This window comes from Nonomuraea africana, from assembly GCF_014873535.1.
GTDB classification, from domain to species: Bacteria; Actinomycetota; Actinomycetes; order Streptosporangiales; family Streptosporangiaceae; genus Nonomuraea; species Nonomuraea africana.
Window position 1 is genome coordinate 6,426,696 of record NZ_JADBEF010000001.1, and the last position, 22,306, is coordinate 6,449,001.

24 protein-coding genes are annotated in these 22,306 nt (G+C 70.7%); 11 read left to right on the plus strand and 13 right to left on the minus strand.

Features of this window, described 5'->3' with window-relative positions:
* Positions 1 to 59: 59 nt before the first annotated feature.
* From H4W81_RS30390 to H4W81_RS30415, 6 genes are all read right to left on the minus strand, one after another.
* On the minus strand, positions 60 to 2,768 hold the full coding sequence (locus tag H4W81_RS30390; RefSeq protein WP_192777954.1) for a TcpE family conjugal transfer membrane protein: 2,709 nt from the start codon (positions 2,766 to 2,768) through the stop codon (positions 60 to 62).
* A gap of 101 nt (positions 2,769 to 2,869) precedes the next feature.
* Positions 2,870 to 3,127, minus strand: coding sequence for a hypothetical protein (locus tag H4W81_RS30395; protein ID WP_183655442.1), 258 nt, complete (start codon positions 3,125 to 3,127; stop codon positions 2,870 to 2,872).
* Between the two features lie 65 nt (positions 3,128 to 3,192).
* Entirely contained in the window at positions 3,193 to 3,942 is a 750-nt protein-coding gene (locus H4W81_RS30400) for a conjugal transfer protein (RefSeq protein WP_318782043.1), read from the minus strand.
* 587 nt (positions 3,943 to 4,529) lie between these two features.
* On the minus strand, positions 4,530 to 4,832 hold the full coding sequence (locus tag H4W81_RS30405; RefSeq protein WP_192777956.1) for a hypothetical protein: 303 nt from the start codon (positions 4,830 to 4,832) through the stop codon (positions 4,530 to 4,532).
* Positions 4,833 to 4,961: 129 nt separating this feature from the next.
* Positions 4,962 to 6,047, minus strand: a complete 1,086-nt coding sequence (gene ychF / locus H4W81_RS30410) for a redox-regulated ATPase YchF (RefSeq protein WP_192777957.1) — start codon at positions 6,045 to 6,047, stop codon at positions 4,962 to 4,964.
* An 11-nt stretch (positions 6,048 to 6,058) separates the two neighbouring features.
* The gene (locus H4W81_RS30415) at positions 6,059 to 6,793 is read right to left on the minus strand and encodes a hypothetical protein (RefSeq protein WP_192777958.1); all 735 of its coding nucleotides are present in this window, start codon (positions 6,791 to 6,793) and stop codon (positions 6,059 to 6,061) included.
* Between the two features lie 97 nt (positions 6,794 to 6,890).
* Between H4W81_RS30415 and H4W81_RS30420 the strand changes: the two genes are divergently transcribed.
* Positions 6,891 to 8,147 carry a DNA recombination protein RmuC gene (locus H4W81_RS30420; protein WP_192777959.1) on the plus strand — a complete coding sequence of 419 codons (1,257 nt, stop codon included), beginning with the start codon at positions 6,891 to 6,893 and terminating at the stop codon, positions 8,145 to 8,147.
* A gap of 40 nt (positions 8,148 to 8,187) precedes the next feature.
* Positions 8,188 to 8,712 (plus strand): DUF6542 domain-containing protein, encoded by a 525-nt coding sequence (locus H4W81_RS30425; RefSeq protein WP_192777960.1) that lies wholly within the window; start codon positions 8,188 to 8,190, stop codon positions 8,710 to 8,712.
* A gap of 13 nt (positions 8,713 to 8,725) precedes the next feature.
* Here H4W81_RS30425 and H4W81_RS30430 read toward each other — a convergent pair whose 3' ends face one another.
* The gene (locus H4W81_RS30430; protein WP_192777961.1) at positions 8,726 to 9,685 is read right to left on the minus strand and encodes a 4-hydroxy-3-methylbut-2-enyl diphosphate reductase; all 960 of its coding nucleotides are present in this window, start codon (positions 9,683 to 9,685) and stop codon (positions 8,726 to 8,728) included.
* Positions 9,686 to 9,786: 101 nt separating this feature from the next.
* Here H4W81_RS30430 and H4W81_RS30435 point away from each other — a divergent pair, with 101 nt between their 5' ends.
* From H4W81_RS30435 to H4W81_RS30445, 3 genes are all read left to right on the plus strand, one after another.
* Positions 9,787 to 10,893: a hypothetical protein gene (locus H4W81_RS30435; RefSeq protein WP_192777962.1), complete on the plus strand. Its 1,107-nt coding sequence runs from the start codon at positions 9,787 to 9,789 to the stop codon at positions 10,891 to 10,893.
* Positions 10,894 to 10,920: 27 nt separating this feature from the next.
* On the plus strand, positions 10,921 to 12,144 hold the full coding sequence (xseA, locus tag H4W81_RS30440; protein WP_192777963.1) for an exodeoxyribonuclease VII large subunit: 1,224 nt from the start codon (positions 10,921 to 10,923) through the stop codon (positions 12,142 to 12,144).
* A gap of 640 nt (positions 12,145 to 12,784) precedes the next feature.
* The gene (locus H4W81_RS30445; RefSeq protein ID WP_192777964.1) at positions 12,785 to 13,018 is read left to right on the plus strand and encodes an exodeoxyribonuclease VII small subunit; all 234 of its coding nucleotides are present in this window, start codon (positions 12,785 to 12,787) and stop codon (positions 13,016 to 13,018) included.
* A 55-nt stretch (positions 13,019 to 13,073) separates the two neighbouring features.
* Here H4W81_RS30445 and H4W81_RS30450 read toward each other — a convergent pair whose 3' ends face one another.
* On the minus strand, positions 13,074 to 13,484 hold the full coding sequence (locus H4W81_RS30450) for a nitroreductase family deazaflavin-dependent oxidoreductase (protein ID WP_192777965.1): 411 nt from the start codon (positions 13,482 to 13,484) through the stop codon (positions 13,074 to 13,076).
* Positions 13,485 to 13,568: 84 nt separating this feature from the next.
* Between H4W81_RS30450 and H4W81_RS30455 the strand changes: the two genes are divergently transcribed.
* Positions 13,569 to 14,171 carry a TetR/AcrR family transcriptional regulator gene (locus H4W81_RS30455; protein WP_192777966.1) on the plus strand — a complete coding sequence of 201 codons (603 nt, stop codon included), beginning with the start codon at positions 13,569 to 13,571 and terminating at the stop codon, positions 14,169 to 14,171.
* 274 nt (positions 14,172 to 14,445) lie between these two features.
* Here H4W81_RS30455 and H4W81_RS30460 read toward each other — a convergent pair whose 3' ends face one another.
* Complete coding sequence (locus H4W81_RS30460; RefSeq protein ID WP_192777967.1) at positions 14,446 to 15,000, minus strand: DUF4245 domain-containing protein; 555 nt, start codon at positions 14,998 to 15,000, stop codon at positions 14,446 to 14,448.
* 11 nt (positions 15,001 to 15,011) lie between these two features.
* The gene (locus H4W81_RS30465) at positions 15,012 to 15,620 is read right to left on the minus strand and encodes a TetR/AcrR family transcriptional regulator (protein ID WP_192777968.1); all 609 of its coding nucleotides are present in this window, start codon (positions 15,618 to 15,620) and stop codon (positions 15,012 to 15,014) included.
* An 82-nt stretch (positions 15,621 to 15,702) separates the two neighbouring features.
* Here H4W81_RS30465 and glpX point away from each other — a divergent pair, with 82 nt between their 5' ends.
* A complete protein-coding gene (gene glpX / locus H4W81_RS30470) occupies positions 15,703 to 16,734 on the plus strand; it encodes a class II fructose-bisphosphatase (RefSeq protein ID WP_192777969.1) in 1,032 nt (343 codons plus the stop codon).
* Positions 16,735 to 16,857: 123 nt separating this feature from the next.
* Here glpX and H4W81_RS30475 read toward each other — a convergent pair whose 3' ends face one another.
* Positions 16,858 to 17,493: a DUF1707 SHOCT-like domain-containing protein gene (locus H4W81_RS30475; RefSeq protein WP_192777970.1), complete on the minus strand. Its 636-nt coding sequence runs from the start codon at positions 17,491 to 17,493 to the stop codon at positions 16,858 to 16,860.
* Positions 17,494 to 17,548: 55 nt separating this feature from the next.
* Between H4W81_RS30475 and H4W81_RS30480 the strand changes: the two genes are divergently transcribed.
* From H4W81_RS30480 to H4W81_RS30490, 3 genes are all read left to right on the plus strand, one after another.
* Positions 17,549 to 18,454, plus strand: coding sequence for an ABC transporter ATP-binding protein (locus tag H4W81_RS30480; RefSeq protein ID WP_225958861.1), 906 nt, complete (start codon positions 17,549 to 17,551; stop codon positions 18,452 to 18,454).
* Positions 18,451 to 19,212: an ABC transporter permease gene (locus tag H4W81_RS30485; RefSeq protein ID WP_192777971.1), complete on the plus strand. Its 762-nt coding sequence runs from the start codon at positions 18,451 to 18,453 to the stop codon at positions 19,210 to 19,212. Before H4W81_RS30480 ends, H4W81_RS30485 begins: the two co-directional genes overlap by 4 nt.
* A gap of 147 nt (positions 19,213 to 19,359) precedes the next feature.
* Positions 19,360 to 20,055 (plus strand): DUF998 domain-containing protein, encoded by a 696-nt coding sequence (locus tag H4W81_RS30490; RefSeq protein WP_192777972.1) that lies wholly within the window; start codon positions 19,360 to 19,362, stop codon positions 20,053 to 20,055.
* 46 nt (positions 20,056 to 20,101) lie between these two features.
* On the opposite strand, the gene H4W81_RS49530 is transcribed toward H4W81_RS30490, so the two are convergent.
* Positions 20,102 to 20,695, minus strand: a complete 594-nt coding sequence (locus H4W81_RS49530; protein WP_192777973.1) for a TetR/AcrR family transcriptional regulator — start codon at positions 20,693 to 20,695, stop codon at positions 20,102 to 20,104.
* A 183-nt stretch (positions 20,696 to 20,878) separates the two neighbouring features.
* Between H4W81_RS49530 and H4W81_RS30500 the strand changes: the two genes are divergently transcribed.
* Positions 20,879 to 22,036 carry an MFS transporter gene (locus H4W81_RS30500; RefSeq protein ID WP_192777974.1) on the plus strand — a complete coding sequence of 386 codons (1,158 nt, stop codon included), beginning with the start codon at positions 20,879 to 20,881 and terminating at the stop codon, positions 22,034 to 22,036.
* A 9-nt stretch (positions 22,037 to 22,045) separates the two neighbouring features.
* On the opposite strand, the gene H4W81_RS30505 is transcribed toward H4W81_RS30500, so the two are convergent.
* The gene (locus H4W81_RS30505; RefSeq protein ID WP_192777975.1) at positions 22,046 to 22,291 is read right to left on the minus strand and encodes a hypothetical protein; all 246 of its coding nucleotides are present in this window, start codon (positions 22,289 to 22,291) and stop codon (positions 22,046 to 22,048) included.
* Between the last annotated feature and the right edge of the window lie 15 nt (positions 22,292 to 22,306).

Genomic DNA, 22,306 nt, shown 5'->3' on the forward strand with positions numbered 1-22,306 from the left:
CCCGTTGCTCGATGCGATGGCGGTCCGCCTTGCGCGCTTCTCACTGGGTGCCCGGGGGATCACTGGGCCACTTCCTCCTCGCTAGGACGTGTGCTCTGTGCTGATGCGAATCCCGCCACCACGACTCCGGCCAGGGCGAGGTAGGCCCGCCGTCCCGCCGGTCGCAGCCGGCCCGGCTCGACGGGCTCGGTGCCGCCCTGCGCCAGGTCGTCCTCCCACGGCACTCTGACGATCGCCCTGCACCGGCCCCTGGCCACCGCCTCGGCCTGCTCGACGTCGGTCATGCTGCGCCTGCTCACGCCGTTGACCACCATGACCGCCCGCCTGCGCAGGTCGGCACAGCCGTGCCCGTCGAGCCACTCGTACGTCATCGCCACCGCCTCCGCGGCGTCCTCGCTGGCGGGGACCACCAGCACCAGCTGGTCGGCGTACGGCAGGACGCGCGCGGCCAGGGCGGGGGCGGGGTCGATGACGGCCAGCTTGTAGTGGTGGTCGAGCAGCCTCATCGCCTGGCCGAGCCGGTGGTCGGAGTAGAGCGTGCGGTCGGCCAGGCGCTGCTCGGCGCCGATGTCGGTGTCGGCGGCGACGACCTCGAGCCCGCTGCCGGTGCGGGTGGTGAAGGCGCGCATGCTCAGGTAGCCGCTGATCTGGTCGAGCCCCGACAGCAGGCTGGTCAGCGTCTCGGGCGAGTCGACCTTGATGCGGCTGGTCAGCGTGGTGCCGCCGGTGCTCGCGTCGACCGCGAGCACGCGGTCGTCGCGGTAGTGGGCGAAGGTGTGGCCGAGCATCAGCGCGGTGGTGCTCTGGCCGGCGCCGCCCGTGCAGCCGAGCACGACGACCCGTCTGCTGCCGCCGAACACCGCGCGCGTGCGCGCCTCGTCGATCTCAGACCCGTCGGTACGGCTGCCGCCACCGCCGACGACCACCTGGGCGAGTCTGCGCCAGCCGCCTGAGGAGTCGCGGCCGACGACGGATTCGACCCTGCGCACCCTGGTCTCGTTGCGTGGGCCGGGGACGGCCGCGCCGGGGTTGGCGGGTGCGGCCGCGGCGGGCACCGCCCTGATGGTCAACGGGGGCGGCTGCGCCTTGGGCAACTCGGCCGCGGTCTTGGCCGGCGTGTCAGTGGCCGGCGTGCCAGTGGCCGGGGTGGCCTTGGGCGGGGTGGCCTTGGGCGGGGTGGCCTTGGGCGGCGTGGTCCGCGGGGGCGTCATGGCGGGCGGCCTGGCCGGCGGCGTCATGGGGGACGCCTTGGGACTCGGCGTGGCGGGGGACATCGGCTGCGCCGGGCCGTCCTGCCGGTCGGCGGGGGCCGGCCTGCTCGGGGAGATCGAGGGAGGCGTGCGTGGCTTGGACGAGGGGGTGGGCGGCCAGACTCGCGGCGAGGCGGGCAGGACGACGGCGGCGGTCCTCGGCGGCTGCCCCTTGCGGTGCTGGTCCCGCGCCTGATCCTCGGCCTGGGCCACGTCGACGATTTCCACGGACTCGACCGCTTCCGCCTCAGCGACCTCCGACGGACTCGCCGTCGATGCCGCCACCTCAGACCCGATCACCTCAGAACCAGCCACCTCAGAACCAGCCACCTCGGGGCCGGCAGCCTCGGGGCCGGCAGCTTCGGATCGGCCTGCCTTGACAGGCTCGAGGAGGCTGGCCGGCTCGGGGGCGGCGGGTGCGGTGCCGAGCGGCTCGGGGGTGATGAGTGCGGGAGGGGTCGGGTCGGACGGGCCTGGGGCGTCCGCTGTGGCGGCCAGTCTGCGCAGGCGTCGGAGCGCCTCGGTGCCGATGGGCTTGGCGGGCGAAGGGGCGCGGCTCTCCGAGGGCTCGGATCGCGATCCCCACCGGGAGGCGGGTGCGGGAGCCTCGTCGACGGTCGGAGCGTCGGCCAGGCGAGAGTTGTCGCGGACCTCGACGACACCCTGCGCGCTCTCCTTCTGAGGAGCCCCCTCGGAGACCTCCACCACGGACTCGCCCTTGGCGGTTCCCCTGCGGCTCCCGTGGGAGGCGTCCAGGAGCTCACCGAGCCGCGCGGCGGCGGCGGCCTCATGGGACTCGGCCACCGGCTCGGCGGACGCGCTCTGACGTACAGGAAGCGCAGAGGAGGCCGCCTGCCGTACCGAAGGCCCGGGGAGAGCCGGCTGCCGGGTGGCGGGCTCGCTCTGCCGTACCCCGGAGTCGGGGGAAGCCGTCTGGCGGAGCGTGGTTTCGGCGGTGAGGGCGGGGGCGGTGCCGCGGCCCGTCGCGCCCGAGAGGCCCCGGCGCAGCGTGGCGGGCTCGGCGACCGGAGCGCGGGCGGCGGCGGCCGCCGCGGCGGCGACGGCCGGCCGTACCTCGCGGGCCTTGTCGACCACCGGGACGGCCTGGCGCCTGCGGGCGCCCGCGCGGGCCTTGATCCTGACGGGGGCGGGCGCGGCGCGCCAGACCCTGCCGGAGAAGGTGACGGACTCGGGCTCGCCCGACGGCGTGAGGCGGCACCAGGAGCGCGGCTCGCCCATGTAGCGCAGCTGCGACTGCAACAGTTCGGTGAGCCTCTTGCTCTCGATGACGGGGCGGGTGGACAGCCACGTCACGACGCCTGGCGGCACGAGGTAGAGCACGTGCCACGGGGTCTCGAAGGAGATGCCGACCAGCCAGAGCAGCAGGGACCAGGGAGCGAGCACGCCGACGAACACGCCGATCCAGACGATCGGGAGCGGCATGGGCAGCCGTAGGTCGTACAGCTTGTAGAGCCGCTTCTCGATGCGCCAGATGTTCGTATAGGTAGGCAGGTCCACGCGGTCCTCCTCTCCGCCCTCGCTCGCAGCCGCCGCTGCCTCTCGTTCAATGACCGCCTCAGAGCGGTCTCAACCCTCCCGATACCGACAGGGAGAGGTGCTCATTTGATGCCCAGAGCCCCCGCGATCGCCTTCGCCGTCACCTCGATGATGTTGGGAACGTAGAAGATCACGCCGATCGCCACGGCCAAAATCAGGAACTGTACGAATCTCGTGATCTCGCGCGTGAAGAGGAAGAAGAGCGCGACCACGGAGACGACGACGAGGAAGAGCGGGGCGAAGAAGGCGCGCAGGAAGTCGGCGAGCCCCTCGGTGTTGACGCCGGTCGGGGCGGGCGATGGCGTCGCTAGTTCGATCATGTTCAGGATGATGGTTTTCACTCTGGTCCTCCCGGGGGGTACCGATCAGCAGCGCGGTCGTGCGTCTATCCAACGGCCCGACCGGCGCCGCGGATGTCTTCGACGTACCATTTGTCGCCCTGCTTCTCGACAGTGAGGCGGTAGGCCTGCTCGAGGCGGCCGCCGACCGCGCTCGGGTCGGTGGCGCTCGGCGTCGCCGACGGGGTCGCGCCGGTCGGCACGCCCCACACGACGACTGCCTGGATCTCTCTGGTGGCACCCCCCACAGGCACCACGACGCTCTTGAGCTCGACGAAGGTGAAGGCGCCCCCGAAGCTGGGCAGGCTCTTGCCCGCGACGAGGTAGCGCGAAAGGTCGGAGCTGCCGTCGGCGTAGGCCTTGAAGAAGCCCTGCAGCTGCGGGCGCAGCTCGGCCTCCGCGGCCTCGTCGCCCTCGGGCTGGGCCACCTGCGGCAGCTCGGCGGGGGCCGGCGCGGGCAGCAGCGCGGGGCGCCCCGAGACCACGAACCTGCCGCCCGAGTAATAGACGGGCACCGACAGCAGGAACCTGCGGGCGCCGGACTGGAAGGCCAGCGTGACGACCCCGTTGCTGTCGTCGATGACCTCCACGCCGAACGGCTGGAGGTTGGCGGCGAACATGCGCCCGTAGCCGTCCCAGCCGAACTGCGGGTCCTCGTCCGACTGCAGGTACGGCGCGAGCTGCCGGCTGCGCTGGTCGAGCTCCTCGGACTTCATGTTGAGGTAGATGCTGGCGAACTGGGTCGCGAACGCGGAGGCGCGCTCGGAGGGAAATGCCTGGCCTGTCGCCGCGGGCACATTCGCCGCAGGAGCACCCGACTCGGTAAATCGCTCAAATGGTGCACGAACCCCATTGACCACGATAACTACGATAAGCGCCCAGAGAATGGCGCGGCCGGTCCAGACGAGCCAGCGCCCGCCGCCACCCGACCATCCGCCGCGCTTGCCGTTGCGCCTGCCGCTCGGCGGCGCCTGGTCGAACTCTGGGTATGCCGAAAGCTCGGGGTCGCCAGCGATCCGCGGACCGTGCTGGACGGTTGACCTACGAGCCATCACGCCTCCGCTCGCGCCGATCCCCCCGGCTGGCGCGATATCGCATCATCCGTGGTGAAGCAGTCACCCTATCGAGTCCCGCCAATTGTTCCAGGAAAGCCACGCCCATGCTGCAGGCATCGCCGCGTGGGGGCAAACCGAGTGTGCATGACGGGGCGAAGTGCCGACTCCTGTCCCATTCCTGAGGAATTGGCATTTGACCAGGCCAGACGGGTTGGCGCATTACCCGATGGCCAGAGATTGCTGTCCAAAGAGCATAGGCACTGTCGCGACCGGCGCGTTTGGTATAAGCCGCGCTCGCTGAGGGCTGATGGCCTGGTCAGCGGGGGTGCTCAGGCACTCCCCGGCCCGTCGATGGACCGCAGGTGCCGCCGAGTTCGCAGATCGATCACCCTCGGCGCGTCGCCCTGCGGCTTCACCCTGTCGAGACGGCCGCGCAGGTCGGTGAGCATGGCCTGGGCGTCACGGTGGTGCATCCTGCGCACGACCTCTTCGCGCTCCTCCATCTTCCTGCGGAGATAGGCCTCCCTGTTGACGCGGAGGCCGTACATCAGCTCGACCCTGAGCAGGGTCAGCTCCTCTTCCAGGCTGATGCTCGCCAGCGAGGGCGTGGTGGGACGCCTGTTCCTGAGCATGCGACGGATCATGACCTGTCCTCCCGAGTCAGCGCGATCGCCGTGACGATTCGACGCACCAGAGCCGGAAGGGGTTGACGCCCCATACTGTCCTGGTTTCACCGGAGGTGTCGGCGGGGGCCCAGAGCGTCACACGTTGAAGCGGAACTCCACGACGTCGCCGTCGCGCATCACGTAGTCCTTGCCCTCGATGCGCGCCTTGCCCGCCGAACGGGCGTTGGCGATGGAGCCCACCGCCACCAGGTCGTCGAAGGACACGACCTCCGCCTTGATGAACCCGCGCTGGAAGTCGGTGTGGATGACGCCCGCCGCCTCGGGAGCCGTGGCGCCCTTGCGGATCGTCCAGGCGCGCGTCTCCTTGGGACCCGCCGTCAGGTACGTCTGCAGCCCGAGCGTCTCGAACCCTACCCGCGCCAGCTGCGAGAGCCCCGACTCCTCCTGCCCGACGGACTGCAGCAGCTCCAGCGCCTCCTCGTCGGACAGCTCCACCAGCTCCGACTCGATCTTGGCGTCGAGGAACACCGCCTCGGCTGGCGCCACCAGCTCCGACAGCTGCGCCCTGAGCGCGGTGTCGACGAGCTCGTCGGCGTCGAGGTTGAAGACGTACAGGAACGGCTTGGCCGTCAGCAGGTGCAGGTCGCGCAGCTCCGCGCGGTCGAGCTCCGCAAGCCGGCTCTCGAAGATGGTCTTGCCGGTCTCGAGCACCTTCAGCGCCGCCTCGGCGGCGTCGAGCGCGCCCTTCTTGTCCTTGTTGGTGCGCGCCTCCTTCTGCAGGCGCGGGATGGCCTTCTCGACCGTCTGCAGGTCGGCCATGATCAGCTCGGTGTTGATCGTCTCGATGTCGCGCCTGGGCGAGATCTCGCCGTCGACGTGGGTGACGTCGGGATCGCTGAAGACCCTGATCACCTGGCAGATGGCGTCGGTGTCGCGGATGTTGGCCAGGAACTGGTTGCCCCGACCCTGTCCTTCGGAGGCGCCCTTCACCAGGCCCGCGATGTCGACGAACTCGACCTTGGCGGGCAGGATCTTGGCCGAGCCGAAGATCTCGGCCAGCGTGGCCAGGCGGTCGTCGGGCACGCCCACGATGCCCACGTTCGGCTCGATCGTGGCGAACGGGTAGTTGGCCGCGAGAGCGTTGGCGCTCTTGGTCAGCGCGTTGAAGAGGGTGGACTTGCCGACGTTGGGCAGGCCGACGATGCCGATGCTGAGGCTCACGTAGCCCGAGTTTACTTGCTCAGAAGGTGCAGGCAGGTCACGGGCCGAAAGGCGCCCCGTGCCGTGACGTACCGGTCGGAGCCCGCGGGGCAGTCGTCGCCCGACGTGGCGAAGGCGGTCACCCTCGCCCAGGCGGGGCGGGAGGCGCACGGCACCCGCAGCACCTTCGAGCTCACGCACTCCCCCTCGACCGGAACCTGGCCCTCTGAGCCGAGGCAGGCGACCTGGTCGTCGTTCATCGCCAGCGCGTCGGCCGTTCCCGAGGGGCAGGCCTCCATGCGGGCCACGACGGCCACGGCCCTGCCGTACCAGCCGGGCTTGGCGCAGGGCAGCTCGCGGCCGTCGCGGCCGAGACAGTCGCCCGCGCGCGGGATGCCGCCGCCACCGCCGGGCCGGCCGGGGTGCGGGTCGAGGAAGTACTGCAGGCAGGCGGTCCTGCCCTTGCCGACGCGGACGATCTCGTCGGTGTCGGCGGGACAGCCGTCGAGGCCGGGCGGGTCGGCGGCGATGGCCAGCACCTCGGCGTGGCCGCCGTTGCAGGCGGTGAGGTCGAACCTGGACCCGTTCTTGCTCGTGCACGCGCCCGGCGTCCAGAGCAGCGTGTGCTGCGACGGCGCGCCCGCGGTGGTTCGCTGCCCCGTGTCGCGTTCGCGCGCGGCGATGACCGCTCCGGCGGCGACGACGACGAGCGCCGCGACGACGACCGTGGCGGCGAGCGCGACCATCAACTTCGGACCGGTGACCATATGGGTACTCTGGGTGACGAAGACGTCCGCGCACAAGCGGAATGCGACAGGCGTGTCGGGACGACCATGACCACCGCCCCCTGGAATGATGCGAACAATGGATGTCGTCTCGCTCCTCATCGGCCTCGCACTCGGAATCGCGGTCGGCTTCCTGCTGGCCAGGACCCGCGCCGCCGTACGGGTGGCGGAGGCCGACGCGCGCGCCAGGTCCGCGGCCGACAAGCTCGTCTACGTCGAGGAGCAGCTGGCCGAGCGCTTCCAGTCCCTGTCGACGCGCGCGCTCGACGTCAACAACGTCCGCTTCCTCGAGCTGGCCGAGACCCGCATGGCGGCGAGCAGGGCCGAGGCGACCGGCGACCTCGACCAGCGGAGGCAGGCCGTCGAGCACCTGGTGGAGCCGCTGAAGGACCTCCTGGCGCGGGTCGAGACCCAGCTGCGCGACACCGAGTCGGGACAGCGGGCCGCCCGCGCCGAGCTGACGCAGCAGATGGAGTTCGTCAGGCAGAGCAACGACCAGCTGCGCTCCCAGACCACCGCGCTGGTCAGGGCGCTGCAGCGGCCCGAGGCCAGGGGCCGGTGGGGCGAGCTCCAGCTCCGCAGGGTCGCCGAGATCGCGGGCATGCAGCGCTTCTGCGACTTCGACGAGCAGGTCGTCGAGGGCGCCCACCGGCCCGACATGGTCGTACGGCTGGCGGGCGGCAAGAACATCGTCGTCGACTCGAAGGTCTCCCTCGCCGCCTACCTGGAGGCCGCGGAGACCGGCGACGAGTCGCTGGCCTCGGTGCGCCTCGACGCCCACGCCAGGCACATCCGCGAGCACATCGACCGCCTGGCCGCGAAGGCCTACTGGCAGGGCTTCAACCCCTCGCCCGAGTTCGTGGTGCTGTTCATCCCGGGTGAGGCCTTCCTCTCCCCCGCTCTGGAGCGCGACCCCTCGCTGCTGGAGTACGCGATGCACAAGCGCGTGCACATCGCCACCCCCACCACGCTGATCACCATGCTGCGCACCGCGCACTACGCCTGGCAGCAGGCGGCGCTCAGCGAGAACGCCCGCGCGGTCTTCGAGCTGGGCAAGGAGCTCTACGAGCGGCTGTCGTCGCTCGGGCGCAACGTCGAGTCGCTCGGCAAGGCGCTCACCAGGGCCGTCGAGTCGTACAACAAGACGGTCGGCTCCCTGGAGAGCAGGGTGCTGGTCACCGCGCGCAAACTGCACGATCTGGGCGTCGTGGACGGCGAGCTCGACTCGCCCGAGATGCTCGAAGGCCTGCCGCGGCCGCTCGCCTCCCCCGAACTGCTGGAAACCTCGTCTCTGATATCTCACGCGAACGGTAAGTTGGCTGGCGACCTGTCCTGACGCACGATGGCGGCAGGTCGGTGGTAAGGGGGGCGGGCTCATGAGTGACAAAGGCAGGCGTTCGGCCGTCAGGCTGACCGCCCGCGGCGCCATCGCGCTTGTCCTCATCGGCACGTTGGCCGGTTACGTCCTGGCCGCGCTGCTCGACATGCCGCTCCTGGTGGGGCTCGCCTTCATCGGGTCGTGCCTGGTGGGCGTCACCCTCGTCAACCCGCGCGAGCTGCTGTCGCTGATGGTGACGCCGCCGCTGATCTTCTTCACCGCCACGCTGGTCGTCGAGCTGGGCCGCGCGCTCGGCAGCGCCTCTCTCGTGCAGGCGCTCGCGCTCGGCCTGTTCACCTCGCTGTCGGCGGGCGCGCCCTGGCTGTTCGCCGGCTCGGCGCTGGTGCTGGCCGTGGCGTGGAAGCGCGGGCTGCCGGCCAACGTCCGCGAGCTGCGCGAGGAGCTGCGGGCCGGCGTGGACGTGCCGCGCCCCCGCGCCGGCAGGGATAAGGCCTTCGCCCCCGAGCCAGAGGGTTACTTCGAGCCCAAGGTGTACGGCACGCCGCGCGTCACCGACGAATAACCGCCGGTCCGTTCTAGCCCGCGCGCAGGTCCTTGCGCAGCTCGTGCGGCAGGGCGAAGCGCATGCTCTCCTTGACCGACTCGACCTCCTCGACGTCGGTGAAGCCGTGGCCGGCCAGGTAGGCCAGCACGCCGTCGACCAGCTCCTCGGGGACCGAGGCCCCGCTGGTCACGCCGACCGTGGTGACGCCGTCGAGCCACTCGTCCTGGACGAAGGTGGCATTGTCGACGAGGTAGGAGGCGGCGCCGAAGCCCTTGGCCACCTCGACCAGGCGCTTGGAGTTGGAGGAGTTCTCGGAGCCGACCACGATGACCAGCTGCGCCTGAGCCGCGATCTCCTTCACCGCGACCTGGCGGTTCTGGGTGGCGTAGCAGATGTCGTCGCTGGGCGGGTCGAGCAGCGTCGGGAAGCGCTCCTTGAGCTTGTTGACGGTCTCGATGGTCTCGTCGACCGAGAGCGTCGTCTGCGAGAGCCAGACCAGCCTGCTGGGGTCCTTCACCTGGATGCGGTCGACCGAGTCGAGGCCGTCGACGAGCTGGATGTGGTCGGGAGCCTCACCCGCGGTGCCCTCGACCTCCTCGTGGCCCTCGTGCCCGATGAGCAGGATGTCGTAGTCCTGGTTGGCGAAGCGCTTGGCCTCGTTGTGCACCTTGGTGACGAGCGGGCAGGTCGCGTCGATCGTGCGCAGCTGCCGCTGACCGGCCTCCGCGTGGACCATCGGGGAGACGCCGTGGGCGGAGAACACCACGATCTCACCCTCGGGGACCTCGGCGGTCTCCTCGACGAAGATGGCGCCGCGCTCCTCCAGCGTCCTGACGACGTGGGTGTTGTGCACGATCTGCTTGCGTACGTAGATTGGCGCTCCGTACTGCTCGAGGGCCTTCTCGACCGCCTCGACTGCGCGATCCACTCCAGCACAGTAGCCTCGCGGTTTGGCTACGAGTACACGTCGGGCGGGGGTCTTTGGCTCCATGTTCCTATGCTACGTGGAGAGGCCACCCGGCCCGCCCGTGCCTGCCGTTACGGGCGTTCGCCAGACTGGCCGTCCAATACTGACCTCCCAGGGAGCCCGGCATGTCTCTCAGTGACGTTGTCCGCAACATCGCTAAAACCGTCACCAATCGTGAGGAGCTCAAGGAGAAGGCCAAGGAGGTGCCGCTGTTCGTCATCCAGACGACGCTCAGCGCCGCAGGCCAGGCGCTTCTGTTCGCCGACCGGGTGAAGAACGCCGTCAAGGGCATGGCGGGCAGGAACGAGGAGGAGGAGAGCGAGCGCTCCTCCGCCGCCGAGCAGCTGGCCACCACGACGGAGGCGGAGGAGGAGAAGAAGCCCGCGCGCAGGGAGCCGGTCATCTTCGCGCCCCGCGAGAAGCCCGCCGCCGAGGCCAAGCCCGAGCCGGTCATCTTCACGCCTTCCAAGGACGGCAGCGCGAACGGCTCGACCGCCGCCAAGCCCGAGCCCGCCGAGCCCGAGGCCGCGTCCGCCGCCTCGGCCGTCGAGACCGAGCCCGCACCCGCCGCTCAGGCCGACACCGACACCAAGCCCGCGCCCGCCGCGCAGGCCGAGCCTGAGACCAAGCCCGCCAAGCCCGTCGAGCCCGTCGAGCCCGCGGAGAGCAAGGCCAAGCCCGCACCCGCCGCACCCAAGGCGAAGCCCGCGTCCGCCGTTTCTGTGGAGGACGAGGCCAAGCCCGCGCCCGCCGTTTCGGTGCAGGACGAGGCCACGCCCGCCGTCGCTGTGGAGGCCGTGGCGGAGCCGTCCGCCGAGGTCGTGGCCGAGGCGGTGGCAGAGGCCGTGGCCGAGGTCGCTCCCGCGAAGGCCGGCAAGTCCGCCGCGGCCGCCAAGCCCGCGAAGTCGACGAAGACGCCCAAGGCCACGAAGGCCACGAAGCCGGCCCCGGCTGCCGCCGAGCCCGAGACCGAGGCCGGGCTGGCGCAGGCGGCCAAGGCCACCACGTCGGCCGCCGAGGACGCCGACACCGCTGCGACCAAGGAGCGCGACCTCGTCGAGCCGCTGCCCGGATACGCCGACCTCAGCGTGGCCTCGCTGCGCGCCAGGATGCGCGGCAAGTCCGCGGCGCAGATCCAGGACATGCTCGACTTCGAACAGGCCACCAGCGCCCGCGCCGAGGTCGTGCGCATGTACCAGAACCGCCTCGCCAAGCTCGAAGCCGCCGAATAGTCGGTCGCGCCCTCTAGCCTTCCTTCCATGAGCGCGAAGACCACACCGGAACAGCCCTTGCCGGTCCGCACCGTCCTGCAGATGGTCGCGGGATGGATCGGCAAGCTCGGCACGGTGTGGGTGGAGGGCCAGATCACCGAGCTGACCGCGAGGGGCGGCACGGTGTTCATCACCCTGCGCGACCCTGTCGCCAACGTCTCGGCCAGGGTCACCTGCCCGCGCGGGGTCTACGAGGCCGCCGTGCCCCGTCCCGCCGACGGGGCGCGTGTCGTGGTCCACGTCAAGCCCGACTTCTGGGTCAACAGGGGCTCGTTCGCCTTCACCGCGCTGGAGATCCGCCCCGTCGGGGTGGGCGAGCTGCTGGCCCGTCTCGAACGGCTGCGGCAGGTGCTCGCGGCCGAGGGCTTGTTCAGCGCCGACCGCAAGCGCCGCCTGCCCTTCCTGCCCGGCACGATCGGCCTGATCTGCGGGCGCGACTCGGCAGCCGAGCGCGACGTGCTGGAGAACTCCCGTCGCCGGTGGCCGGCCGTCCGGTTCAAGGTGGAGCAGGTGGCCGTGCAGGGGCCTTATGCGGTCGGCGAGGTCACCGAGTCGCTGCGCAAGCTCGACGCCGACACCGAGGTCGACGTCATCGTCATCGCGCGCGGCGGCGGCTCCCTCGAGGACCTGCTGCCCTTCTCCGACGAGTCGCTGGTCCGCGCGGTCTCTGCCTGTCGCACGCCGGTCGTCAGCGCCATCGGGCACGAGCAGGACAGCCCGCTGCTCGACCTGGTGGCCGACGTCCGCGCCTCCACCCCCACCGACGCGGCCAAGAAGGTCGTGCCCGACGTGGGAGAGCAGCTCACGCTGGTCAGGCAGCTGCGCGACAGGGGGCGCCGGGTGATGGGCGGGTGGCTCGACAGGGAGTTGGCGTGGCTCACCTCGGTCCGCTCGCGTCCCTCGCTCGCCGACCCCGTGAGGGAGCTCGAACGGCGGGCCGAGCAGGTCGACGCGCTGCGGGAGCGGGCCAGGCGGGTCATGGGCGGCTCTCTCGACCGCGCCGAGGACGATCTGACCCACCTCCGGGCCCGGCTGGTGGCCCTGTCTCCCGCGGCGACGCTGGAGCGGGGCTACGCGATCGTGCAGCATCCGTCGGGAGAGGTCGTACGGCTGGCGCGCGACGTCTCGCCAGGCGACCAGCTCACGGTCAGACTGCCCGACGGCCGAATCCCCGTAACGGTCAACCAACCCAACGAACCGAACGAGCCCTGACCTGACCCGACCCGACCCGACAAGGATGGACCGACCAGAGGGATCCCGACGCGTCCCACGTGAAGGCGGACCACCCAATAGATCCCGACGCGTGCCCCCGAAGGCGGACCACCCCATGGGTTCTGACGCGTGCCCGTGAAGGCGGATCACCCAAGGATGCCGACGCGTCTCCGTCAACCCGATGGATCCTGGCGTGTCCCCGGCGGAGGCGCATGAAGGCCGATGAGATCGGGCTTGGGCCGACGAGGTGGAGCCCGGTAGAGGCCGATCAGTTGGCCTAGCCGTCGAGGCCCTTGAGGGGTGACGGGCGCCGTGACGGCGGGTCACCGGAGTCCTGCTGGGCGGCGCGCCTTCGGCGGACGGCACCCCGTGACCGCGGAGGCGCTGGGTGGCTTGCCGTACAGAATCGAGGGCGCCGTCGGAATGGCGGCACCCCAGAGTGGCGGCACCCCAAAGTGGCGGCACCCCAAAGTGGCGGCACCCCAAAGTGGCGGCACCCCAAAGTGGCGGTGCCTGGAATGACGGTGCCTGGAGTGGTGGCACCCAGGATGGCGGCGACACGGGGGTGGCGGCGACGCGGGGCGGGCGCGCGGACCGGGGGGTGGACGATTCTGTCGGGTGCGCGCCCTAGGGTGGTGCGGTGGCTAAGAACGAGACGCCGTCGTACGAGCAGGCCCGCGAGGAGCTGACCGAGGTGGTGCGCAGGTTGGAGACCGGCGGGCTCACCCTCGAGCAGTCGATCGAGCTGTGGGAGCGGGGCGAGAAGCTCGCGGCGATCTGCGAGGAGTGGCTGCAGGGCGCCAGGGTGAAGCTGGCCGCCGCGATGGCCCGCAGGGCCGAGCCCGGCCCGCAGGACGACGACGCGCCCTTCTAGACCGCACAAGAACCGCACTGGACCGCACAAGGACCGCGCCGCGGCCGCGCCGGAGCTAGGCCGCGCGGTTGAGTGCGACGACGGGGATGCGGCGGGTCGTCTTGGCCTCGTACTCCGCGAAGGTCGGCGCGACGGCGACCATCGCCGCGTAGAGGCGGTCACGCTCGTCGCCCTCGATCAGCTCGGGCTTGGCCGCGAAGGTCTCGGTGCCGAGCTCCACCGTGACGTCGGGGTCGGCCAGCAGGTTGTGGTACCAGGCGGGGTGGTTGTCGGCGCCCGCGTTGGACGCGATGATCACCAGGCGGTCGCCGTCGGGCAGGTACATCACCGGCGTGGTGATGCGGTTGCCGCTCTTGGCGCCGGTCGTCGACAGCAGGAGCAGGCGGGAGCCCTCGAAGTAGCCGCCCACGCGCCCGCCGTTCGCGCGGAACTCCTCGATGACCTTCTCGTTGAACTCTGACGGCATGGCAAAGCCTCCTTGTAACCGGAAATCTCTCCGATTCGGAGGATAACCGGAGAGACCTCCACTTACAAGGATTATGATGCAGCGATGACGCGTGAACTACCGATCGCGAGCCAGCCTCCTCCCGAGCGGGCGGACGCCGCGCGGAACCGCCAGAAGATCATCGAGGTCGCGACCAGGATGGTCGAGGCGAACGGGGCCGCGAACCTCTCCCTCGACGAGGTGGCCAGAGAGGCGAACGTCGGCGTCGGCACCGTCTACCGGCGCTTCGGCGACAGATCGGGGCTGATCTACGCGCTCATCGACGAGGGCGAGCGGGCGCTCCAGGAGGCCTTCATGACCGGGCCGCCGCCGATCGGCCCCGGCGCGCCGCCCGCCGAGCGGATCCGCGCCTTCCTCCACGCGCTGGTCGACAGGAAGGTGGCGCAGCAGGAGCTGTTCATGCTGCTGGAGACGGGCTCGCCCAAGGCCAGGTTCAGCGGGCCGTACATGGTCCACCACACGCATCTGGCCACGCTGCTGGCCGAGGCCAGACCGGAGGCCGACGCCCGCTTCCTCGCCGACGCCCTGCTCGCCCCGCTGAACGCCTGCCTGCTCGGCCACCAGCAGGCCGACCGCGGCATGACCGCCGAACAGATCAAGGCGGGCCTCGACGACCTGCTCCGCCTCCTCTTCCCTGGGAGTCCCTGAACCGTCCAGCCACACCTCCGACGCGTCCGTCGCCGGGGCGCGGCTCCTTGAGGATCTCCACACCGCGCTCTCTGAGCCTGTGGATGGCGTCGATGTCGGGGGAATGCCCGGCGCGGCCTTCTCGATCTGCCGCGCACCCGCCGCCGAGGTCGAGGAAGGCCCTGGCGGGGCGAACGCGGCGAGATGGGGCGGGCCGAGCACATCACGGTGGAACGCGGCGGCTGCCCGAGTCGTCGGCTCGTGTCCCGAAGATGGACCCGCCTGTCGCAGCAGGTCAGCTCGTGGGCTTGGGCTGCGGCTTCAGGGTGGTGGCCAGCGCGGTGAGTTCGGGCCAGTCGGCGGTGCCCGTGACCATCAGCGTGGTGCCGGCAAGGAAGCGGACCAGCGTGCGCTGGTTCTTGTCCTCGCGGAAGCGCTTCTCCCAGCTCTGGCCCGCGATCTGCACGGCCCCGATGGACTTGTCGGTGTTGGCGATACGGCTGGCGAAGGCGGGGGCGGGCTGCTCCGCGCCCTGGACGATCATCGCGTGGTGCCGCTCGTTCTCGGCGTCGGGAGCGGTGGCGTACCCCACCGACAACACCGAGGAGCCGTCGGCGCCCTTGGCGATCCTGTTGCTGTTGGGGATCCAGTCGGCGGGGTCCTTGGCGGGCGCCCACACCTCGTGCGGCACCGACCTGTTGTAGTTCGCCACGGTGATCGAGTACTCGAGGCGCGGCACGTGCTGCCCCTCCCTGCCCGTGGGCGCGGACACCACAATGATCACGGCCAGGCCCGCGCAGACGAGCAGGGCGAACGCGTAGCCGTAGAAACCTTGAGTGAACCGTCGCACGAATGGCGAGGTTACCCGGTGGAGGTGCCGCCCGCCGAAGTGACCGGCTGAATCCGCCCGATGATGGCCAGCACGTCGTCGGCCAGGCGGCGCGCGGCGGCCTCGTCCTCCGACAGCACGACCTCGGAGACGGCGGCGGCCAGCGCTCCGGTGATCACCACGACGAGGGCGTCGTCGCCGTCGAACAGCGTGGCGTTGAGCTTGGCCCAGGTGCGCAGCCTGTCGCGCATGATGACCTCGAACCCCGGAGGGCCGTCGCCGCGCAGGAACAACGCCGCCAGCTCGCGCTCCTCCAGCGATCCCGCGAGGTAGGCGCGCGCGGCGGCGACGAACACGCGCATCGGGTCGTTCTCGCCGGTGGCGCGCAGCTCGCGCGCCGCCTGCTTGGTGCGCTGCGACTGCCGGGACTGGAACTCCTCGAACAACGCCAGGTAGAGGTCGGCCTTTCCGGAGAAATGGTGGTAGAGGCTGCCGACGCTGGCCTTCGCCTTCGCGACGACGTCGGTGACGCCAGACTCGGCGAAGCCCTTCTCCACGAACACCTCGCGAGCCGCGTCGAGCAGGGCCGCTCGGGTGGCGGCGCCCCGCCCTGTCGCCAGGCGTTCCACATCGCTGCTCATGGCAGGCACATTATCCTCCGCTGACCGGGCATGGAGGGGCAACTACGATCGAGTCAGTTGTCCCACGAGGAGGCCCATCACCATGTCCGAGACGTCCGTTCCTCCTGCCCTCGCCACTGGCGAGCACGCACCCGACCGCAACTTGGCGTTGGAGCTGGTCAGGGTCACCGAGGCGGCCGCCATGGCGGCCGCCCGCTGGGTCGGCCGTGGCGACAAGAACGGCGCCGACGGAGCGGCCGTCAACGCGATGCGCCAGCTCATCAGCACGGTCTCGATGAACGGCGTGGTCGTGATCGGCGAAGGCGAGAAGGACCACGCGCCGATGCTCTTCAACGGGGAGCGGGTCGGTGACGGCAGCGGCCCCGACTGCGACGTGGCCGTCGACCCGATCGACGGGACGAGGCTGACCGCGCTCGGCATGCCCGACGCCATCTCGGTGATCGCGGTGAGCTCCCGAGGGTCGATGTACGACCCGTCGGCGGTCTTCTACATGGAGAAGCTGGTCACCGGCCCCGAGGCCGCCGACGTCGTGGACATCAACGCGCCCGTCGCCGCCAACATCCAGGCGGTCGCCAGGGCGAAGGGCGCCTCGGCCTCCGACGTCACGGTGGTCATCCTCGACCGGCCCCGGCACGACCAGATCGTCAAGGAGGTCAGGGAGACCGGGGCGCGGATCAAGTTCATCCCGGACGGGGACGTGGCCGGAGCGATCATGGCCGCCCGCTCCGGCACCGGCGTCGACCTCATGCTCGGCATCGGCGGCACGCCCGAGGGCGTCATCGCGGCCTGCGCGATCAAGTGCCTGGGCGGGGTCATCCAGGGCAAGCTCTGGCCGCAGGACGACGCCGAGCGGCGGCGCGCGCTGGACGCCGGTCACGACCTCGACCGGGTGCTGACCACGAACGACCTGGTCACCTCCGACGACGTGTTCTTCGCCGCGACGGGCATCACGCAGGGCGAGCTGATGAGCGGCGTGCGCTTCCGCGGCGGGGTGGCGGTGACGCACTCGCTGGTGATGCGCGGGCGCTCCGGCACGATCCGCAAGGTGGAGAGCGAGCACCAGCTGTGGAAGCTGCGCGCGTACAGCGCGATCAACTTCGACACCGCGGGCTGAGCATCCGGGAATCGCGGTGGCTGAGGCCTCTCAGAACCCCGGCCACCGCGGTCGTCCTCCAGAACCCGAGAGGCCACCGCCATCGCCGTCCAGCACCGAAGAACCCCGGCCACCGGCCCACGGTCAGCGGCGGCGCTTGCGCTTCGGGGGTTCCTTGACCTTGACCTCGCCCAGGAAGTTGGACGTCCGAACCTCGATCACCGGACAGTCGGGATCCTCCTGCGCCCTGGTCAGCCGCACCGTCTTGTCCTTCGACACCCGGATCACCTCCACCCCCTCCGGCACGTGGATCTCCAGCCCGCCGAACATGAGAGTCGCGTTGATCACCACGCGCCGGTTCTGCATGATCGCGTCACGCAGGTCGAGCTTGGTCGTCCCGAACATCGCCGTCACGGGCAGCTCGGCAGGCACCACCCAGCGCCCCTCGCGCTGCTCCTTCTTGAAGATCGCCGACACCGGCCTGCCATCCAGCCTGAACGGCTGTTCCTCGGCGGGCAGCAGATCGGCGGTCAGCCGCGCCAGCTCCCCCAGCGTGCGAGCGTTGTAGAGCGCTGTCAGCCGCTCCTCGAACTCGTCCATGGCGAGGCGCCCGTCGCTCGCCGCCTCGTTGAGCACCTCGGCGACCCGGTCCCGGTCGGCATCGGAGGCGCGCAGTTCGTGTGGTTGGGGACCGTCGGTCGCCGGCCGCCGCGCCAAGGCGAACTCCTCGGCCAGCCGCTCACCGACCTCCTGGATGCGGGGAAGCCAACGCTCGTTCACCCCTTGACGATAACCGCTTGAGATTCTGTCGGTGGCGATGCTTATCGTGGCCACTATGCACGCGATCGTGTTGCACGGCGTGACCAAACGCTATCCCGACGTCACGGCGGTCGACGGGCTCGATCTCGAGGTGCCCGAGGGCATCTGCCTCGGCCTGCTCGGCCCGAACGGCGCGGGAAAGTCCACGACGATGCGCCTGCTCACCGCCCAGTCGCTGGCCGACGAGGGCGAGATCAGGGTGCTGGGGCTGCGGCTGCCCCAGCAGTCGAAGCAGGCGAGGGCGCTCATGGGGGTGGTCCCCCAGCTCGACAACCTCGACGAGGAGCTCACCGCGAGGGAGAACCTCGAGGTGTTCGCGCACCTCTACCGCGTTCCCCGCCACGAGCGGCGCGCCGCGGTCGACAGGGCGCTGGCCCTCGCCCAGCTCACCGACAGGGCCGCCACCCGCACGGTCAACCTGTCGGGCGGCATGCGCAGGCGGCTGCTCATCGCCAGGGGCCTGGTCCACCAGCCCCGGCTGGTGCTGCTCGACGAGCCGACCGTGGGTCTCGATCCGCAGGTGCGCCAGGAGCTGTGGTCGCTGATCGTACGGCTGCGCGACGAGGGCGTCACGACGCTGATGTCCACCCACTACATCGAGGAGGCCGAGCGGCTGGCCGACGACTGCGCGCTGATGTCCCACGGTCGCATCGTGGCCAGGGGCTCGCCCGAGGAGCTGGTCAAGGAGCACGCGGGCACCGAGGTCGCCGAGCACTACGCCGCGCCGGAGCGTCAGGCCGAGATCGCCGCGCTGGCGGCCGCGGCCGGGGTTCCCACCCGCAGGACCGGCCCGTCGATCTCGGTGCTGAAGGCCGAGCAGCTGCCCAGGTCGCTGGAGGACGCGCTGGGCGCGCCCAACGTCCGGCGTCCCGCCAACCTGGAGGACGTGTTCGTCGTGCTGACCGGAGAGGCGGTCGAATGATGGAGTTCGCCCCTGTGCGGGCCGTCTGGCGGCGCGAGCTGGCCCTCTACCGCCGCTACTGGGCCTCCACCTCCTTCGCCGCGATGACCGAGCCGACCATCTACCTGCTGGCCTTCGGCTACGGCTTCGGCTCCGTGGTCGGCGCGCTCTACGGCTACGAGTACAAGGACTTCGTCGCCACCGGTGTCGTCGCCACGGCGGTCCTGTTCATCGGGGCGTTCGGCGGCATGTTCAACACCTTCATCCGCCGCACGTTCCAGCACACCTACGACGCGATGCTGGCCGCGCCCGTCGACGTCCGCGAGCTGGTGACCGCGGAGGCCTCCTGGCTGGCGGTCAAGGCGGGGGTGTACGGCTGCGCGCCGATGCTGGTCGGCGTCGCCTTCGGGCTGGAGCCGAGCTGGGGCATGCTGCTGGTGCCGTTCATCGGCTTCCTGACCGGGCTGGCGTTCGCGCTGTTCGGGGTGTGGGTGTCGGCGATCGTGCCGTCCATCAACACCTTCGACTACGTCATCACGGGGGCGCTGACCCCGATGTTCATGGTGGCGGGCACGTTCTTCCCGGTGACCCAGCTGCCCGCGTGGGTGGCGACCGCGGCGCAGGTCAACCCGCTCTACCACTGCGTCGAGTTGGTGCGAGGGGCGGTGTTCGGCCGGTTGGGCCTCGACGATCTGGGGCATCTGGGGGTGCTTGCCGGCTTCGCCGTGCTGATGTGGGTGCTGGCGGTGTGGAAGATGCGCGCCCGGCTGATCGACTGATCGGCCGGCAGTCCCGCAACATCCGAGGCCCAGCAAGCTTCCTTGAACTCTCAAGGAAAAGCTGGCAAAGAGATTCTTGAGAGTTCAAGAAGAAGGAATCCCGAACGTCGACCAGCTGTTGAACCGGCAAAGGGAAGGGGGGCTTCGATGCACGGACCCGCACGGGCAGGACTGGCCGCCGTGGCGGTGGGCGCGGGCGTCATCGCCGCGCTGGACCTCGCCTACCTGGGGGAGATCAACCCGCTCCGCCGTACGATCAGCGAGCACGGGCTCGGCGACCAGGGCTGGATCTTCGGGTTGGGAGTGGCGCTCCTGGCCGTCGGATCGCTGGCGATCGGGGTGTCGCTGCTGCGCAGGCGGCTGGCCGGGATCGTGGGCGCGATCGCGCTGGCGGGCTGGAGTCTGGGCCTGCTGGTGGTGGCGTGGTTTCCCAAGCACGACTGGTCGGTGGGGCCGAGCCTGAGCGGCAGTATCCACCGGGTGGGGAGCCTGGTCGCGTTCCTGTCGCTGCCGCTGGCGGCGCTGCTGATCGCCAGGACGTGGCGGCGGCATCCACGCGCGGCGCTGGCGGCCTTCTTGCTGGGGGTGGCTTCGGTGCTGTGGGTGGCGGGCATCGCGACCATGGTGTGGATCGGCGAGAGCTCGGGGCTGGCATGGTGGCAGGTGATGCCGCTCGGGCTGGTCGAGCGCGGGTTGGCGGTCACCGAGGTGGGCGCGCTGGTCGCACTCGGCCTCTGGGGAGCCTCCCGGATCACCACCGAAACCCCGGAGCGGACGACAGCCCGCCCGACCCCGGTAACAGCCGGCCGCCCGACCCCGAGAACGGCCTCCGCCGACCGGTGAGGGCCCCCGGCCAACCGGTGAGGGTCCTCCGTCGAGTGGTGGGCGGTTACGGGCGGAGGGTGGTGATCAGGTCGTCGACGTAGCCCCTGAAGATGGCGGCCATGTCGACGTGGTCCTGGTCGATCAGCCACTGGGTCTGCAGGCCGTCCATCATCGCGATCAGCCGGTCGGCGTGCGCCTCGGCGTCGAGGTCGGCGCGGAACTCTCCGGCGGCGGCGCCCCGCCGGAGCGCGCCCGCCACCGCCTGCCGTAGCCGCCGGTAGCGGGCGCGCGCCCACGCGTGCCCCGGGTGGTCGGCCGTGACCGCCTCGCCGCTGATCACCGAGAAGAGCTGCACGAGACCGGGCACCCGGGCGTTGTAGTCGACCACGTCGGCCAGCGTGCGCAGCGCGGCCACGCCGGTCATCGACTCGAGGTCGAACCTGCGCGCGTCGACCTCGTCGCGATACTCGAGGACGGCGACGAGCAGGCGCCCCTTGCTCGTGAAGTGGTGGAGCAGCCCGGCCTGGGACAGCTCGGACCGCTCGGCGATCCTGGCGAGGGAGGCCCCTCGATAGCCGTTCTCGGCGAACTCCTGAAGGGCGATGGCGAGGATCCGCTCCCGTCTCGCTTCTCCCGACGCATATCCCCTTCGACGCACCCGGACACCCTACTAATGAGAAACGTGCGTAATGGACCGCACCCAAACGACTGACCTGGTCCAACTGTCTTTCGGCGGTTTCCCCGCACGTTTCTCATTGGTAACAACCGCCTCTAGCGGAGACCGACGGGCCGGTACTAACCTGACGCAGCCTCATGTTTCCCCCCGGACAAGGAGGTCGACGTGCGCAACCGTCAGGCCAGAACGGCCACTTTCGCGGTATTCGCCGTACAGGGCCTGAGCTTCGCGACACTCCTGACCCAGGTCGCGGCCCTGCAGAACAAGCACGGCCTCACCGAAGGCGACCTCACCCTCCTGCTGCTCGTGGTTCCGGTGCTGGCCGGGGTCGGCAGCGTGGGAGCGGGCGCGCTCGCCGCGCGCAGGGGCAGCAAGTGGCTGCTGCGCCTCGCCCAGCCGGCCGTGGCCCTCGCGGTGGTCGCCGCGGGCCTGGCCGCCACCGTGCCGCTGCTGGTGGCCGCGCTCGTCGTCTTCGGGCTGGCGGTGGGCGCCGTCGACGCGGGCATGAACATGCAGGGCGTCGCCGTCGAGCGCAGGTACGGCAGGGCGGTGCTCAACGGCTTCCACGCGGCGTGGAGCGCGACCAGCCTGGCAGGGGCGCTGTGGGTGTCGCTGGCCAACGGGCTCGGCCTCGCCCTGCCCGTCATGATGGCGATCCCGATGGCGATCGCCGTCGTGGGGTCGCTGGCCGCCGCGCCGTACCTCTGCACGATCGACGAGGAGAAGTCCGAGACCGCGGTCGCGGCGCCCGCCGGGCACCTCCCGTGGGGGCCGATCATCCCGCTCTGCCTGGCGATGGGCTTCCTGTACGTCGGCGACGCGGCCGTGTCCAACTTCCACGGCGTGTTCATGGAGAACATCCTGCTCGCCGGGGGGAGCGTGGCGCCGCTGGCCTACGGCGCCTACCAGGCGGCCACCCTCGTCGTACGGCTCGGCGGCGACGTCGCGGTCAGGCGGTACGGCTCGGCGGCGATCGTGCGCATCGGCGGGGCGATCGCGACGCTCGGGTTCGCCGGGGTCGTGCTCGCGCCTTCGCAGCCGCTGGCGATCGTGGCGTTCGGGCTGACGGGGATGGGGCTCGCGGTGGTGGCGCCGCAGTCGTTCTCGGCGGCGGGGCGGCTGGATCCGGCGGGGACCGGGGTGGCGATCGCGCGCGTCAACCTGTTCAACTACGTCGGCTTCATCGTGGGGGCGGCGCTGGTGGGCGGGCTGGCCGACGCGACCGACATGCGGGTGGCGTTCGCGGCGCCGCTGGTGCTGTCGGCGGCGATCGTCGTGCTGGCCCGGGGGTTCGAACCGGCACGCCCCCGGCCCAAGGTCTGAGCCCGCCGGTCAGTCGCCGCTACTGCCGCCGCCACCCCCGCCATCGGAGGAACCGCTGTCGGAGGAACGGCTGTCGGAGGAACGGATGTCGTAGCCGTCGTCCGAGGACGACGCGTCACCGGAGAACAAGGAGCCCCGGTGACGTGCTCCGCTCCGTGAAGAGGAGCCTCCGCCGATCATCGCAAGGAAGACTCCGATGATGACGAGCACGAACACGAACACGAACCCCACTGCCACCATCGTGTCGAACGTCATCGCGCCCTCTTCTCT